This is a genomic window from Rhizobium mongolense USDA 1844, from assembly GCF_000419765.1.
Lineage (GTDB): Bacteria > Pseudomonadota > Alphaproteobacteria > Rhizobiales > Rhizobiaceae > Rhizobium > Rhizobium mongolense.
The window spans coordinates 72,788-88,184 of the sequence record NZ_ATTQ01000006.1; the positions used below are offsets into that span (position 1 = coordinate 72,788).

Below are 15,397 nucleotides of genomic sequence, written 5' to 3' on the forward strand. Positions count from 1 at the left end.
CTTGACGCGGGCGGTCGATCGCCGCCTTCTCTCAGAGGCCCGCCAGGGCAACCGGTTGCAGGCCGGCGGATGCTTGAGCGGTGGCTGGCGCGGGCATGTTGATCGAGGTCGACGTCATCGTTTCGTCGATGCCGGCGCCATCCTTGTCGGTGCCGTAGATTTCCTTGACTGCAGCCGCTGTCAGCTCCGAAGGCTTGCCGTCGAAAACGACGCGGCCGGCAGCCATGCCGACGATGCGTTCGCAATAGTTGCGCGCCGTATCGAGCGTATGCAGGTTGGTGATGACGGTGATGCCCTCGCTCTCGTTGATGTCGCGCAGCGCATCCATGACGATCTTGGCGTTCAGCGGGTCGAGCGAGGCGATCGGCTCGTCGGCGAGCACCATCTTCGGGTTCTGCATCAGGGCGCGCGCGATCGCCACGCGCTGCTGTTGGCCGCCGGAGAGCGTGCCGGCGGTCTGCAGCGCCGTCTGTTCGATGCCGAGGCGCTCCAGAGCCGCAATCGCATGAATGCGCTCGTCGCGGCTGAAGATGTTGAGGAGGCTCAGCATGGTTGGGCGGTGATTGAGGCGGCCGAGCATGACATTGGTCAGAACGTCGAGGCGAGGGACGAGATTGAACTGCTGGAAGATCATCGCGCAATCGCGCTGCCAGTTGCGCAGGGCTTCCCCGCGTAGAGCGGAGACTTCGACGCCGTTGAATCGGATGGAGCCGGAAGTCGGCTCCTGCAGGCGGTTGATCATCCGAAGAAGCGTGGATTTGCCGGCGCCCGAGCGGCCGATGATGCCTACCATTTGACCCTGCGGTATTCTCAGGTTCGCCTGATCGACCGCCGTTTTGCCACCGAACCGCCGGGTCAAATCCGTTATTTCCAGCATTCGCGCGTCCCTCGTCATTGCGTCTGAGGGGACATATGCCGCGTTCTTAACGGTGTAATGTCGGTTTTATGTCACTTTTATAATGTTTGCCGATTTCCCTTGGCTGCGCAACGGACAATGGATGTGTTGATTAGCTCTTTTCTGCCCGCACGCCAGAACCTGCTGGCTAATCTCGAAATCACCTGTGCAGGTGTCGGGAAGGCATTGACTCTGTTTGTCTAATTTGATTTTGGTCCGCTACCTAAAGATCGGCCCCTCTGGCGCAGCCGGCGCGCATCGCAGATGCCCTCTTTCCCGTATAATGAATTGATACAAAACTGTCACGAAACTGTTACGTGGTGCCTATAGAGGGGAGCCGACGCCGAAGCGTCATCGTTAAATTCTACGGGAGAGTATCCATGAAGAAATATCTCGGAAGCTGCGCAGTCGCCGCTATTTTGCTGGCAACCGCAGGCGTCGCATCGGCTCGCGACCAGATCCAGGTCGCCGGCTCGTCCACCGTGCTGCCCTATGCCAAGATCGTTGCAGAATCCTTCGGCGAAACGTTCTCGAACTTCAAGACGCCGGTCGTTGAATCCGGTGGCACGGGCGCTGGCCTCAAGGAATTCTGCAAGGGCGTCGGCGAAGACACGATCGACATCGCGAACGCTTCGCGCGCGATCAACAAGAACGAACTGGAGGCCTGCAAGAAGGCCGGCGTAACGGACATCCAAGAAGTGAAGATCGGTTATGACGGCATCGTCTTTGCAACCGATGCTTCCAACCCGGACATCGCCTACGTTCCTGCAGACATCTACAAGGCGCTCGCCGCTCAGGTTGTCGTCGACGGCAAGCTCGTCGCCAACCCCTACAAGAAGTGGTCTGAAGTAAACCCGAAGCTCCCCGACGTTGAAATTGCTGCCTACATCCCGGGCGAAAAGCATGGCACGCGCGAAGTCTTCGAACAGAACGTTCTCGCTGCTGGCTGCAAGGCTTCCGGTGCCCTTGAGGTCATCTCGAAGGAAATCACCGAGAAGGCTGCCCAGACGAAGGCCTGCGTCGCAGTCCGCAAGGACGGCCTGGCTGTCGACATCGACGGCGACTATCCGGAAACGCTGGCACGCATCGCTGCCAACAAGACCGGGGTCGGCATATTCGGCCTTTCCTTCTATGAAAACAATGCCGACAAGCTGAAGGTCGCAACCGTCGACGGTATCGTTCCGTCGACTGAAACCATCTCCAACGGCACCTATCCGGTCTCGCGTCCGCTGTTCTTCTACGTCAAGAAGGCACATCTCGGCGCCGTTCCGGGCCTGAAGGAATACGTCAACTTCTTCGTGTCCGACCAGATGATCGGCCCCGACGGTCCGCTCGTCGAATATGGCCTCGTTGCAGCTCCGGATGCTGAGCGCGAAGAGATCCGCAAGAACGTCGAAGCTGAAAAGACCATGTAATGATCGTGCCGGCGCGGTGCCAGGGGCCCGCGCCGGCATCTTCTACCCTTGCCCATTGGCGCAGGGTTTTAAGTTTCCGTGACCGGGAAGCCGTGCAGGACGTTCCCGCTCTTGCTTTTGGGGTCGTGAGCCTGGGGACGTAACGAATGAGCACATCCATCATACTCTTGTGTCTCGTGGTGCTTGGCGCGCTGGCCTATGTGGTCGCACGCAGCCGTGCCATGGCGCTTGCCGGCGGCAAGCCGTCCGCGCTGCATTCGCGGCCGGGCTACTACGGCGCCTATGCCGCCATCTGGTCTACTCTCCCCGCCCTTCTCGTTCTCTGCATCTGGCTCGCATCGAGCCCGGGGATCGTCGAATCCGCTGTCCGCGGCGCTTTCCCGGACGACGTGAAGGTAAAGCCTGCTGCAGAACAGGATCTGAGCTACAGCATGGTGGCGACCATCGCGCGCGGCATGAATCTGCTGACGTCGGAAGAAATCAGCGCAGTCGGCTCCGATGCTGCAGCCATTCAGGCAAAGCTCAGCGAGAAGGGTGTCCCGCTCGCCGGTGAGCCGCAGCCTTTCATGATCGAAGCAGCAAAGGCGCTGAATGCCAAAGCCGCAGGCAGCCGCATGATCATGACCGCGGTCGTCCTCGTGATGGCCATCGGCGGTGCGCTTTACGCGCTTCGTGGCATCGCGCCGCGCTTTCGGGCTCGCAACCGGGTCGAACGTGTCATGCTATGGGGCCTTCTCGTGGCATCGTCCATTGCGATCCTGACCACCGTCGGCATCGTCCTTTCGATGTTGTCCGAAGCCATCCGCTTCTTCGCAGCCGTCCCTGCAACCGATTTCTTCTTCGGCACGGTCTGGGATCCGCGCTTTGCCGGGGCAGGCAGCTCGTCCTTCGGCCAGTTCGGTCTTATCCCGCTGCTGCTCGGCACGCTTTATATCGGCTTTGTCGCCATGCTGGTTGCAGTTCCGGTCGGTCTTTTCGCCGCGATCTATATGGCTGAGTATGCCTCCCCACGGGTCCGTTCGCTCGCCAAACCTCTTCTTGAAGTTCTGGCTGGTATCCCCACTATCGTTTATGGCTTCTTCGCCCTTGTTACTGTCGGCCCGTTCCTGCGCGACCTGTCTGCGCAAGTGAACGGCCTCCTCACTGGCAGTTATGCCAATTTCATTCAGGCGCAGAGCGTTCTGACGGCCGGCATCGTCATGGGCATTATGCTGATCCCCTACGTTTCCTCGCTGTCGGACGACATCATCACTGCCGTGCCGCGCGCGCTGCGTGATGGTTCGCTTGGGCTCGGTGCCACGCGTTCGGAAACCATCAAGAAGGTCGTGCTTCCGGCAGCTCTTCCAGGCATTGTCGGCGCACTCCTCATGACGGCATCGCGTGCGATCGGTGAAACCATGATCGTCGTGCTCGCAGCCGGTGTCGCTGCGCGCATGCAGATCAATCCGTTCGAGCCGATGACCACGGTGACCGTCAAGATCGTCAACCAGCTGACAGGCGATCTTGAATTCACTTCGCCGCAGACCCTGGTCGCCTTTGCGCTCGGCATCACCCTCTTCTGCATTACGCTTTGTCTTAATATCTACGCGCTCTACATCGTGCGCAAATACCGGGAGCAGTACGAATGACGAATATTGTTTCCCCCATTGCAGGTACCATGTCCAAGGAGCCTGAGCGCCGCGATATCGGCATCAAGCGCCGCTATGCCGCGGAGCGTCGTTTCAGAGCATATGGCATTGCCGCCATCTCCTTTGGCCTGATTTTCCTGGCGTTCCTGCTGTCGACGGTTATCCGCAACGGCTACACTGCCTTCCAGCAGACGGCGATCGCGCTTCCGGTCGAATTTACCGAGAAGACCATCGACCCGGACAACAAGCGGGCCACCGATCCATCGGTGCTGATTGCTGCCAATTACGGCGCGTTGCTGCGTGATGCGCTTGTCAAGCAATTGAACATCAACGCCTCAAGCCGTCCGGATGTCCGCGAAGCATCGGCCATGCTCTCCAAGAGTGCTCCGATCCAGTTGCGTGATATGGTCGTCGCTGATCCGTCGATCATCGGCAAGACTGTCAATGTCACCGTTCTGGCCGACGCCAATGTCGATAGCGCCAACAAAGGTCAGATCGACCTTACTGTCGACGAGAAGAACCGCAAAGTGAACGACAAGCAGGTCGGCTGGATGAACGAACTGAAGGCGAACGGCGCACTGTTCAAGGAGTTCAATACCGGCCTTTTCGTCAACGGCAATTCCAGCCGTCCCGAAGCCGCCGGTCTCGGCGTCGCCCTTGTCGGCTCGCTATACCTGATGTTGATCGTTCTCGTGTTGTCGCTGCCGATCGGCGTTGCCGCCTCGATCTACCTCGAGGAATTCGCGATGAAGAACAAGGTGACGGACCTGATCGAGGTGAACATCAACAACCTCGCGGCTGTTCCGTCGATCGTTTATGGTCTGCTCGGCCTTTCCGTTTTCATCAACTTTGCCGGCCTGCCGCGTTCGGCCTCGCTGGTCGGCGGCTTGGTGCTGACGCTTATGACGCTGCCGACGATCATCATCGCCACCCGTGCAGCGCTGCGCGCGGTCCCGCCGTCGATCCGCGCGGCGGCGCTTGGCCTCGGCGCCTCGAAGATGCAGATGGTGTTCCACCACGTCCTGCCGTTGGCGATGCCCGGCATCCTGACCGGCACGATCATCGGCCTGGCGCATGCGCTCGGGGAAACTGCACCGCTTCTTCTGATCGGCATGGTCGCTTTCGTGGCCAGCGCACCGGCCACGCCGCTTGATCCGTCGACAGCGCTTCCGGTGCAGGTCTACATGTGGGCCAACGAAGCCGAACGCGCTTTCGTCGAACGTACATCTGGCGCCATCATCGTCCTGCTCCTGTTCCTGATCGTCATGAACATCGGGGCTATCCTCTTGCGCCGGCGCTTTGAGCGTCGCTGGTAAACGGAGTACGTTATTATGAACATGTTGACCGAAGCAGCAGTTGAGAAGGCTCTGGACCAAAAGATGAATACGATCCCGTTCAAGATGATCGGCCAGGACGTCTCGGTTTATTATGGCGAGAAGCGCGCGCTTTTCGACGTGAAGCTGAACATCCGCGAAAACACTGTGACCGCGCTCATCGGCCCTTCCGGCTGCGGCAAGTCCACGTTCCTGCGAAGCCTGAACCGCATGAACGATACGATCGACAACTGCCGCGTGACCGGCAAGATTACCCTCGATGGTGAGGACATCTACGATCCGGATATCGACGTCGTAGAACTCCGCGCCCGTGTCGGCATGGTCTTCCAGAAGCCGAACCCGTTCCCGAAGTCGATCTACGAGAATGTTTGCTACGGACCGCGTATCCATGGTCTGGCGAAGTCGAAGGCCGATATGGACCAGATCGTCGAGCATTCGCTGCAGCGCGCGGGTCTTTGGAACGAAGTCAAGGATCGCCTGCAAGAATCCGGCACCGGTCTGTCGGGCGGCCAGCAGCAGCGCTTGTGCATCGCACGCGCCGTCGCCGTCAGCCCGGAAGTCATCCTGATGGACGAACCGTGCTCGGCGCTCGATCCGATCGCGACCGCCAAGGTCGAGGAGTTGATCCATGAGCTGCGCGAGAACTTCACCATCGTCATCGTGACGCACTCGATGCAGCAGGCGGCCCGCGTTTCGCAGCGCACCGCCATGTTCCACCTCGGCAATCTCGTCGAGGAGAATGACACCGACAAGATGTTCACCAATCCGGACGACCCGCGCACTCAGGATTACATCATGGGCCGCTTCGGCTGATCTGCGGCGTTCAGGCTATTCAAGGACAATCCCAATGGCATCGACCCATATCTTTTCTGCCTATGACGACGATCTGAAGTTCCTGTCCCGCCGTATCTCGGAAATGGGCGGGCTTGCCGAGCAGATGGTGTCGGACGCCGTCCGCGCGCTTGTCAACGGCGATACCGCTCTTGCCCAGAAGGTCATCTCGGACGATGTGATCCTCGATCACGCGGAGCGCGAGATCGGCGACAAGGCGGTCGTAACCATCGCCCGCCGCCAGCCGATGGCCTCCGACCTTCGCGAGATCATGGGTTCGATCCGCATCGCGGCCGATCTCGAGCGCGTCGGCGACCTCGGCAAGAACACCGCCAAGCGTGTCATCGCCGTGCAGAGCACCGGCGTTCCGCGCAAGCTCGCCCGCGGTCTTGAGCATCTTTCCGAACTGGCGCTGGTCCAGCTCAAGGAAGTGCTCGACGTCTATACGACCCGCGCGGCCGACAAAGCGAAGTCGATCCGCGAGCGCGACGAGGAAATCGACGCGATGTACACCTCGCTGTTCCGCGAGCTGTTGACCTACATGATGGAAGATCCACGCAACATCACCAGTTGCACGCATCTTCTCTTCTGTGCGAAGAACATCGAGCGCATCGGCGATCACGCCACCAACATTGCCGAAACGATTTATTACATGGCGACCGGCGCACAGCCGGAAGGCGAACGTCCGAAGGACGACACTGCCAACACCGTCGGCGCGGTCACGGAATGACAATTCCGAACCGGCCCTCAGGAGACAGAACCGAATGATCCCGAGAGTTGCAGTCGTTGAAGACGAAGAAGCACTGAGCGTGCTCCTTCGCTATAACCTTGAGGCCGAAGGTTTCGAGGTCGACACCATCCTGCGCGGCGACGAGGCCGAAATCAGGCTTCAGGAGCGAACGCCGGATATTCTGATCCTCGATTGGATGCTGCCGGGCGTGTCGGGCATAGAGCTTTGCCGCCGCCTGCGCATGCGTCCGGAAACAGAGCGCCTGCCGATCATCATGCTGACGGCGCGCGGCGAGGAAAGCGAGCGTGTGCGCGGCCTTTCCACCGGCGCCGACGACTACGTGGTCAAGCCGTTCTCTACGCCCGAGCTCGTTGCCCGCGTCAAGGCGATGCTGCGCCGCGCCAAGCCCGAGGTGCTCTCTACGGTGCTGAAATGCGGCGATATCGAACTCGACCGCGAAACGCATCGTGTTCACCGCAAGAGCCGCGAAGTCCGTCTCGGCCCGACCGAATTCCGTCTCCTGGAATTCCTGATGTCGTCGCCCGGCCGTGTCTTCTCGCGTTCGCAGCTTCTGGACGGTGTCTGGGGCCACGACATTTATGTCGACGAGCGCACCGTGGACGTCCATGTCGGCCGCCTGCGCAAGGCGCTGAACTTCTCCAACATGCAGGACGTCATCCGCACCGTCCGCGGCGCAGGATATTCGATGGAAGCATAGCAGGGAGGCCGGAGAAGATGTCGGTGCGGATACTTGTTGTCGAGCAGGACGAAGATCTGCTCACGACACTGAAGCATGCTCTGGAGACAGAAGGATATTCGGTGAACTGTCTTCACCCGCATGCGTCGCTGGTCGAGCTCGTGGCGTTACGGCTGCCTGATGCGGTGATATTCGGTGCAACGGCTCCTGGCTCGATGGCAATCTCGACATGCCGCCAGTTCCGGACGACTGAAGCGACCGCCCGCCTTCCGATCGTGGTGCTTCTGGACTCGGTCCTCGAGCAGGACCGGTTGGCCGTCCTCTCCGCCGGAGCCGACGACTGCCTCGTAAAGGCAGTCTCCCCCGTGGAACTCCTCATCCGCTTGCGGAACCTCCTGCGGCGTCTCAATCCAGCGCTGCTGGAGAGCACGCTGAAGGTCGGGGATCTGACGCTCGATAAGAACGCCCGCCGGGTTCACAGGCAGAAGAAGGAGGTCAAGCTCGGCCCCACCGAGTTCAGGCTGCTCGAGTTTCTGATGAAGTCCCCAGGTCGCGTCCACTCCCGATCGGAATTGAGGGCATCGCTGTGGGGTAACGATGCCAGTGTCGATGAGCGCGCTGTCGACGTACACATCGGGCGTCTCCGGAAGGGTATCAGTTTCGGCAAGGCCGATAAGGTGATCCGGACGGTGCGTGGCGCCGGCTACGCACTCGGCGACTTCTGATCTGGATCAGGTTCGGATCCTATCCCATCGCTGTGCGCAAAGATTGAGACGCGCGGTACTGTTTTCTCGCAATGCGTGTGTCACGTCGATTTCACGCGACTGTTTATATTAGGGCGTGCTTAGTCGCGCTGGAGGTGATTCCAGTCCGCCTTCGGCTCCCATACTCGCCTAAGGGCGTCAGACATACAATCCAGCCGGGATGAGGGTTCGGGCCCGATAGGCTACGCTCGTCCCAGGCTACAGCTTGGTTGAAGCGATTTGGAGTATTCCATGACGATCAAGACGGCGTTGTTGAGAATGTCCCTGATTATCGTTTCCGGGTGGGTCATGGTCGGCACCATCACCTTGGTGATGTTCCATTGACCAGCGAGGTGTAACGGCATGCGGTTCCTAGTGTACACGAAATCGATCGCAGAACTCGATTATGACGAAGAGACGCGCGTCTTGACGATCATCTACCGGGACGGCCAATTGCGATCCGTTCCCCATGTCGATCCCAAGATCATGATGAAGATGGTTGCACAGCTTCCTCCGGAACGATCCCTCTACCTGATGCAGGCGGCGATCTGAACGCCGCGGCCAAGGCAAGATCCGACCGAACCTGGCGTCAATGTATGGCTTCGGTAAAAGCGCGGCGATAGAACGCGCCGAGGTTGATCCGTTCTGCAGCGGCCGCCACAAGCTTCTTTTCCAGACGGCGCTCGTATTCCCGCGATCGGGCCGCCCGCGGCCTGCCGTGCGGTGTCGTAGGCTTTAGCCGGATCCGTGGTCCGACGTCGTCGCGATACTGGGCAAGCGTCATGCCGGCCTTGATCAGCAGAGTTCTTATCTGCGGACGGTGCTCGGCAGCGATGACGAGGCCAAACGACTTGATCAGGACAGGCTTCGGGACTGGCAGCTCGATCTCGTCGATGATGTCATTTCCCACTTGCGCTTCCTCGGCGAACACGAGGTACTGGTCCACCAGGTCATGAGCGGCCTCCAGGGTCTCGGTGTCCGGGCTGTACCGGCACCAGGTGTCACCAAAAGCACTCAGCGATCCGTATGACATCATGAGCTCCTTCGCCCTTCAAATGAACGCGGAAACTGGCTGATTGTTCAAAGGATGCCGCAAGTAGCAGGAAAGCTGCGCGGCTTTTGCCTCGCGACGGGATGGCCGCCGCGGGGCAGCGAGGCGCATTTCGCGTAGGATTAGCGCTGGTACGTGACCTCGATACTCGCCTGATCCAGCGTATTGGCACGGACGAAGAAGCCGACCATGGCGGCGGGGGCTTTTTCATCGAGGGGGAGTTTGTCGAGGGAAAGAGCATAGACCGTGAACTGGTACCGGTGCGGCCCGTGGCCGACAGGCGGGCAAGCACCGCCATAGCCGGACATGCCGAAATCGGTGCGGCCCTGTACAGCGCCTTCGGGAAGCTCCCCATCGCTGCCCGCCCCGGTCGGGAGTTCGGAGGCGGTGGAGGGCAGGTTGAACACTGTCCAGTGCCACCAGCCGGAACCGGTCGGAGCATCCGGATCATAGGCCATGATGGCGAAGCTCTTGGTGCCTGCCGGCGCTCCGGACCAGGAAAGGTTTGGGGAGACGTTGCCACCGTCGCAGCCAAATCCTTTGAAGACCTGAGCGTCGGCCATGGGCTTGCCGGGTGTGAGGTCTTTTGAGGTCAGTTTCATTTCGGCCTGGGCGGCCGTGGAGCCAATGAAGCTCAAGGCGACAAGGGTTGTCATGATGCGCATGGGGTAGTTCCTTCAGTTGCGAATGAGGGAATCATAGCTCAGGCGGAAATTTTGTCTGTCCTGAGATGCGCAACTTCTGCCCCGATTCGCTCAAGCGCGCCGGCGCTGCCCCGCACGTCGCGCGGATTGATGCCAAACCGCTCTTTGAATCGTGCGGCAAACTGGGACGGCGAGTCATAACCCACTTCCTGAGCGATGTGCCCGATTGGAAGGGTCGTGGTATGCAGCAACGCTAGCGCTCGCGTCATGCGCGTGTCGCTCAAGGTCTCTGTAAAGCTGGTCTGTTGCGCCGCCAGCTTGCGCCGGAGCGTGGCTTCACTCATGTGGAAGGCGCGGGCGGCGTCGCCCGAAGTCCAGTCGTAGGCGGGGTCTGTTTCGATCATCTGGCGAAGACGATCCTGTAGGAGCAAACCTTCCCTCTTACCCAACACGGCTCCGCTCAGGGCGAACCAGGTAATGAGTTCCATCATGCGGACCGTCGCAACAGCTGCGGGGAGTGCTGCATTGCTTTCGGGAGAGCAGAAAAATTCAAACAGCGCCACCGCTTCGGCCGGCAAGTCCTTGGCTTTCGCGGGAAGGGCCGTTAGGGGAGGCGTGATCGAGCCGAGCCGCGCGTAAGTCTCTTCGAATAAAGCGCGCGGAACGGGCAGGATGCAAGCTTCATAGTTCTGCGGAACCTTGGGAATATTCTCCATGGTCATGGCCTGATGGTCGGGCAGAAGGCCGTAGTCGCCGGTTTCGAGTCGCAAAGGCATGTCGCGGATAACCACCACCTTGGTTCCCGAACGCACGTTGATCAGTACAGGCGTGGTGTTCACGAGATGATGAAAGCATGCTCGCCCTGCCTGTCGAAGGAGGACGGCAGTGGGAGTGGCGGGATTTGCTTCGTGCGTCATGTCTCTTCGGACTCCGCCTTTGGTCTTCGTTTTCGGGCCAAATGACCCTTAGCACGCAATCGCTCGTTTGCCATGGAAGTGGCGGACAAGTGTGCGGCGTTTGCTAGGTATGGGACGCAGGAGTAAACTTTCAAACGTGATGGACCGGGAGCGATGTGGGAGCACTCGCCAAAGGAGGCCCGGTATGAACGATGCGCCCGCAAACGACAACCCGCGGAAACCGCCGGTAAAAGCCGGTGTCATCTTCGCCCACCAGGCGCGGCAGGTGACCGTCCATGCCGACGTTCTCGCTCTGCTGTCCGATCCGGCATCTGCACAGCCTTGCCTGGATATCGCCGAAGACGCCGCCCGCGCCATCCACGGCGCCATGGCCGTTGCCCATGTCGGCGCGGATCCGCAACGGATGATCGCCGCGCCCGAGGAAATCGATCTGCAGATGCTGCGGGACCTGGCCGAAGGCTCGCCGCATGAGCGGTTCGAGCGGGTCGCCCGGGCCTTCGAGGATTGGAAGCAGGGCAAGCCTAGCCGAGAACGGCTCCTTCTCGATGACTGCCGCGGCGATCTTAATCGCTGCGTGACCACCGAAGCCCATGAGAAGGCGCTCGTCGTCGCCCCATGCCATGGCAACATGGATGCCCGGGACGCTTTTCACGCTCTCGTTTTCAATGAGCACAAGCTGGTGGTGGCGCCATCTGTCGATGCCTATGCCGGCAATCTGCTGGGGCATGTGGTGATCGGCTGGAAGCCGGATGATCGTGCGCAGGGTGCCGTCGCCTCCGCCAGACGGTGGCTCGCTGCGGCCGATCGATTGACGGTTCTATGCGTCAACGACAAACCGGACGGAAGCTACCAGTCAACGGCAAGGGAATTGCTTGATCAGCTGGGGCTTGACGGCGACGTCGTCGCAATCAGCTCGGGAAGCCGGTCCGTCGGGGAGGCGATCCTCGATTTCGCCAAGTCGGTGAATGCGACGTGCCTTTTGATTGGCGCTTTCAAGTATGGCTATTTCCTGGAACTGCTACTCGGCCGTGTGACTTACTATCTGCTGACGCATTCGCCGCATCCATTGATCATGAAGCATTAGCGGCGACGACGATTGACCTCGCCTGCGCCAAGAAAAGCCGCTACAAAGTCGGTACTTCCAACGCTCGCAATGATCCTCCTGATTTCAGCGTTGAAAGTCTGGCGGCATCAATCGTTCGGTGGGAGGCAAAACCCCACCTTTGCCACCTGGGAGCCAGCTACACTTTGCGATGATAGCTGGCGGCGGACGAGCCGGGCGTGAACCGCATTTCATGCAGCGTTTGTATCGCCAAACGTGCAGAACTCTCTTGAGAAGCAGGAGGTTGCGTGACCCCTTCTCGGGTATTGTTGAGCGCATATGGGTCGACATCAGCGATCAGGTGGCAGGGTAGCGCGGTCATCTGCCGCATCGTGTTCTCCCAGGCGGTGCGCTGCAGTTGCCTTGCCCTGAACGCAAAGAAGATGTCCAGAATGCTGTGTGCAGCCTCGGTCATTATGGCCTCCTTTGTTTATCGAGCCGATGTTAAAATAGCTTTGCGTTGACTTTCAAACAAACGAAATGATATGGTGCTTAATATCAGAAAAATTGAAAGATGCGACGATGACTATGCCCTTTCGCCGCCCGATCCCCTTGCTCGACAATGATGTTCTGAGAACCTTTGTCGCCATTGCGGAAACAGGTAATTTTTCGACTGCAGCCGAAGCTGTGTTCCGCACGCCGTCGGCGGTTTCCATGCAGATCAAGAAGCTCGAGGAACAGCTCGGCGCGACGCTCTTCATGCGTGATGCGCGTTCGGTGACGCTGACGCAGCACGGCGAGCTCTTGCTGACCTACGCTCGCAATATCTTGGCGCTCTCCAACGAGGCGGTCTCCCGCTTCATCATGCCGGAACTCAGCGGCGTCGTGCGGCTCGGTGCGCCGGAGGACATCGGCGAGCGGCTGCTGCCAAGTATCCTGAAGAGCTTCGCGGAGAGCTATCCGGGCATCATGGTCGACGTGACGATCGACATGAGCATCGGCCTCAAGAAGCGCATGGAAGAGCAGAGGTTGGATCTGGCGCTGATCAATTGCGCCACGCGGCCGTTCCCGACCGGCGGGGAGATCGTGTTTCGTGAGCGCCTTGTCTGGGCAGGTGCCAAATGCGGTACTGCCCACAGGCGCGATCCCCTGCCGATCTCGATCTGGGAGGATGGCTGCATCTGGCGCCAGGAGGCACTGGCGCAGCTTGAGCGTAACAAGCGGCCTTACCGCGTCGCCTATCTCAGCGGCCATACGATGGCGCAGCGCGCCGCCGTGCTTTCCGACCTTGCGATCGCGCCGCTGCCGCGCTCCTATGTGGCCGACGGCATGGTGATGCTCGGTGCGCAGGAAGGCCTGCCTGAACTCGGCTCGTTCGACATCCGGCTGCTGACGGCCTCCCAGCTCTCCGGGCCTATGGAGGCGGTCGCCGACAGCATCCGCTTTGCTTTCGCGGAAAAGGCAAAGGCCGCCGCCGCTTGATCCGCACCGCGAGGAACTTTATTGGATTTTGGCGCGTTGAACGGCCGGAGCAGCGCAGGCTGCTTCGGCCTCGCGATTTCTAGTTTGCAAAAGAGGATTTCCAAAATGACGATAACGGTCAAAATCGGCGCAGCGCTGATGCTGCTTCTGGCGCTTTCTTCCTGCGGCAATACCATCCGTGGCATGGGCCGTGATACGGCAAACGCCGTCAATGCGACACAGGATGCCGGCCATTCGGTCAACCGCGCCGCACGCCGCTAAATCTTTTCAGATCGTTGCGGCAGGGTAGGCGCGTTCGAGGCCGCCCGATCGGTTAAGGCCAGTGCGGAAAGCAAGATAGGCCGGATGCTGGCTTGATTTCGCCGCTTCTGTCAAACGGATCTGAAGCCGCGCCGGCGCGGCTTCACCAATCCACATTCCGGTATTTTCAAGTTTCAGAGAATTAAGAAAAGGCGCAGCCGCGGCCAGATCCAGATACCGATGCAAGCCGTCGATCAGGCTGTCGTCCTGCGCTGCGTTTTCCATGAGCAGCGCAAGATACGACCAGTCCGCTTCGGAAGCGCCTGCAAATTTGCTGGCAACAATCTCGCGATTGGGAAAGGAAGCGGCTGGCGTCATCGGTCATCCATTGCGTTGCTGCCATGGCCCGGCAGTCGTTTGACTAGAATATCCCGTCAGCCTAGGAGCGATAGCCTACGCGAGGCTGGAATTGCTCAAAGAGCGGCCTTCACCTTTTCAGCGACGGCAGCCGGCATCCACCGTGTCCAGAGTTCGGGGTAGTTGCGGAGAAAATAGAGCGCGGCGTTCTCGCTGCTTTCCCGGTTTTCGTCCTGCCACGCCAGAATGTCGTTTATGGTGTTGTTGTCCCAGGTGCGGGAGCGCAAATAGTCGACTTCCGGACCGGCACGGTCGGCAAAGGCCTTGGTGACGACGGTAAAGGCCTGGGAGACGGGATAGGCGTTAAGCTGCGGACGCGCGCAGCCTTCGACCGAGGTGCAGGCCAGCCATTCCGCCTTGTCGTGGCTGACACCCATACTGAGCAGTGTCATGTCGTATTTGCCGAGGATCGCTGTTGGTGCCCAGTAATAGCCGAGCCAGCCGACCTTGGCGTCGAAGGCTGCGCCGATCGAATCGTCCAGGCCTTGCGGGCTTTCGCTGTCGATCAGCTCGAAACCGGCCTGCTCGCCGTTTAAGGCTTTGAAGAGATTGGCTGTCGAAATCCGGCAGCTCCAGCCCGGCGGACAATTGTGGACGGCGCCCTTGGAGGCATTCTTCGGCGCGGGGAAGAGGTCTGGCCGTTTCAGGGCATCCTGCACGGAGCGGATGTCGGGATTTGCATCGGCGATGAATTTCGGGATCCACCAGCCTTCGATTGCGCCATCGGACAAAATCTCGGAGGCCTGGATCAGGCGCCCGCTCTTCACTGCCGCTTCGAGTTGGGTCCTGACAGACGCGGTCCAGAGTTCCGGTGCGATATCGGGTTCGCCCTTCTGATCCATCGAAGCAAAAGTGGGCACTGTATCGCCCGCCACGGTCCTGACATTGCATCCATAACCGTTTTTAAGAATGAAGCTGTCGAAGTTGGCGGCAATCGCTGCTGAGGCCCAACTCATCTCCGCGATCGAAACATTACCGCAATCAGCCTGCGCGGCGCGGCCGCCGGCCACGAGACCTACGGCAATAAACAGCGAAGCCAGGATGATCTTCATTCGCTTTTTCCCCAGTTTTTGATGCTGACATGCAGCTTTTGGATGTAATACTAACCGCCCAATGCGTTCGTTCAATGAATGAAATGCAGTAGTTTGGCCGTCGCAATTTCAGGTGCCATGCTTTTTTTGCATCGCGCCCGCGGCCTGGAACATTCCGATTACTTCCCAGCCTACGCCTATGACACGGCAATTGAAATCCGCTTGTGGCCAAATATTTTTGAGCTAAATGATTGATTTTACTTATCTAATATTCCAACTTATCCGCAAGCGAAAACTTGC

The 15,397-nt window shown here is 59.6% G+C and carries 18 protein-coding genes; 11 read left to right on the forward strand and 7 right to left on the reverse strand.

The window, feature by feature from the left end:
* Positions 1-31: 31 nt before the first annotated feature.
* Positions 32-877 carry a phosphonate ABC transporter ATP-binding protein gene (gene phnC, locus A3C3_RS0112730; RefSeq protein WP_022714992.1) on the reverse strand — a complete coding sequence of 282 codons (846 nt, stop codon included), beginning with the start codon at positions 875-877 and terminating at the stop codon, positions 32-34.
* Between the two features lie 398 nt (positions 878-1,275).
* Between phnC and A3C3_RS0112735 the strand changes: the two genes are divergently transcribed.
* The 8 genes from A3C3_RS0112735 (at position 1,276) to A3C3_RS0112775 (ending at position 8,825) form a co-directional block, all read left to right on the forward strand.
* Positions 1,276-2,310, forward strand: coding sequence for a substrate-binding domain-containing protein (locus A3C3_RS0112735; protein WP_022714993.1), 1,035 nt, complete (start codon positions 1,276-1,278; stop codon positions 2,308-2,310).
* A 146-nt stretch (positions 2,311-2,456) separates the two neighbouring features.
* The gene (gene pstC, locus A3C3_RS0112740) at positions 2,457-3,938 is read left to right on the forward strand and encodes a phosphate ABC transporter permease subunit PstC (protein ID WP_022714994.1); all 1,482 of its coding nucleotides are present in this window, start codon (positions 2,457-2,459) and stop codon (positions 3,936-3,938) included.
* Positions 3,935-5,254 (forward strand): phosphate ABC transporter permease PstA, encoded by a 1,320-nt coding sequence (gene pstA / locus A3C3_RS0112745; protein ID WP_022714995.1) that lies wholly within the window; start codon positions 3,935-3,937, stop codon positions 5,252-5,254. The genes pstC and pstA overlap by 4 nt, the downstream gene beginning before the upstream one ends.
* A 15-nt stretch (positions 5,255-5,269) precedes the next feature.
* Positions 5,270-6,085, forward strand: coding sequence for a phosphate ABC transporter ATP-binding protein PstB (pstB, locus tag A3C3_RS0112750; RefSeq protein WP_022714996.1), 816 nt, complete (start codon positions 5,270-5,272; stop codon positions 6,083-6,085).
* Positions 6,086-6,119: 34 nt separating this feature from the next.
* A complete protein-coding gene (gene phoU / locus A3C3_RS0112755) occupies positions 6,120-6,833 on the forward strand; it encodes a phosphate signaling complex protein PhoU (protein ID WP_022714997.1) in 714 nt (237 codons plus the stop codon).
* Positions 6,834-6,867: 34 nt separating this feature from the next.
* On the forward strand, positions 6,868-7,551 hold the full coding sequence (phoB, locus tag A3C3_RS0112760; protein WP_022714998.1) for a phosphate regulon transcriptional regulator PhoB: 684 nt from the start codon (positions 6,868-6,870) through the stop codon (positions 7,549-7,551).
* A 17-nt stretch (positions 7,552-7,568) separates the two neighbouring features.
* Positions 7,569-8,255: a winged helix-turn-helix domain-containing protein gene (locus A3C3_RS0112765; RefSeq protein ID WP_022714999.1), complete on the forward strand. Its 687-nt coding sequence runs from the start codon at positions 7,569-7,571 to the stop codon at positions 8,253-8,255.
* A gap of 381 nt (positions 8,256-8,636) precedes the next feature.
* Positions 8,637-8,825: a hypothetical protein gene (locus A3C3_RS0112775; protein ID WP_022715001.1), complete on the forward strand. Its 189-nt coding sequence runs from the start codon at positions 8,637-8,639 to the stop codon at positions 8,823-8,825.
* 37 nt (positions 8,826-8,862) lie between these two features.
* On the opposite strand, the gene A3C3_RS0112780 is transcribed toward A3C3_RS0112775, so the two are convergent.
* The 3 genes from A3C3_RS0112780 to A3C3_RS0112790 all read right to left on the reverse strand — a co-directional run bounded on the left by A3C3_RS0112780 (position 8,863) and on the right by A3C3_RS0112790 (position 10,885).
* A complete protein-coding gene (locus A3C3_RS0112780; protein ID WP_145611814.1) occupies positions 8,863-9,306 on the reverse strand; it encodes a hypothetical protein in 444 nt (147 codons plus the stop codon).
* Positions 9,307-9,446: 140 nt separating this feature from the next.
* Positions 9,447-9,989, reverse strand: coding sequence for a YbhB/YbcL family Raf kinase inhibitor-like protein (locus A3C3_RS0112785; RefSeq protein ID WP_022715003.1), 543 nt, complete (start codon positions 9,987-9,989; stop codon positions 9,447-9,449).
* Between the two features lie 38 nt (positions 9,990-10,027).
* Complete coding sequence (locus A3C3_RS0112790; RefSeq protein ID WP_022715004.1) at positions 10,028-10,885, reverse strand: helix-turn-helix transcriptional regulator; 858 nt, start codon at positions 10,883-10,885, stop codon at positions 10,028-10,030.
* Positions 10,886-11,069: 184 nt separating this feature from the next.
* Between A3C3_RS0112790 and A3C3_RS0112795 the strand changes: the two genes are divergently transcribed.
* Entirely contained in the window at positions 11,070-11,969 is a 900-nt protein-coding gene (locus tag A3C3_RS0112795; protein ID WP_022715005.1) for a universal stress protein, read from the forward strand.
* Positions 11,970-12,126: 157 nt separating this feature from the next.
* Here A3C3_RS0112795 and A3C3_RS38270 read toward each other — a convergent pair whose 3' ends face one another.
* Positions 12,127-12,402 carry a hypothetical protein gene (locus A3C3_RS38270; protein WP_022715006.1) on the reverse strand — a complete coding sequence of 92 codons (276 nt, stop codon included), beginning with the start codon at positions 12,400-12,402 and terminating at the stop codon, positions 12,127-12,129.
* Between the two features lie 65 nt (positions 12,403-12,467).
* Here A3C3_RS38270 and A3C3_RS0112805 point away from each other — a divergent pair, with 65 nt between their 5' ends.
* Both A3C3_RS0112805 and A3C3_RS0112810 read left to right on the forward strand, forming a co-directional pair.
* Entirely contained in the window at positions 12,468-13,409 is a 942-nt protein-coding gene (locus A3C3_RS0112805) for a LysR family transcriptional regulator (protein ID WP_022715007.1), read from the forward strand.
* Between the two features lie 105 nt (positions 13,410-13,514).
* Positions 13,515-13,670 carry an entericidin domain-containing protein gene (locus tag A3C3_RS0112810; protein WP_028739602.1) on the forward strand — a complete coding sequence of 52 codons (156 nt, stop codon included), beginning with the start codon at positions 13,515-13,517 and terminating at the stop codon, positions 13,668-13,670.
* 6 nt (positions 13,671-13,676) lie between these two features.
* Here the strand turns inward: A3C3_RS0112810 and A3C3_RS0112815 are convergent, their stop codons facing one another.
* Both A3C3_RS0112815 and A3C3_RS0112820 read right to left on the reverse strand, forming a co-directional pair.
* Positions 13,677-14,027, reverse strand: coding sequence for a hypothetical protein (locus tag A3C3_RS0112815; RefSeq protein WP_022715009.1), 351 nt, complete (start codon positions 14,025-14,027; stop codon positions 13,677-13,679).
* Between the two features lie 95 nt (positions 14,028-14,122).
* Complete coding sequence (locus A3C3_RS0112820; RefSeq protein ID WP_022715010.1) at positions 14,123-15,118, reverse strand: glycine betaine ABC transporter substrate-binding protein; 996 nt, start codon at positions 15,116-15,118, stop codon at positions 14,123-14,125.
* Between the last annotated feature and the right edge of the window lie 279 nt (positions 15,119-15,397).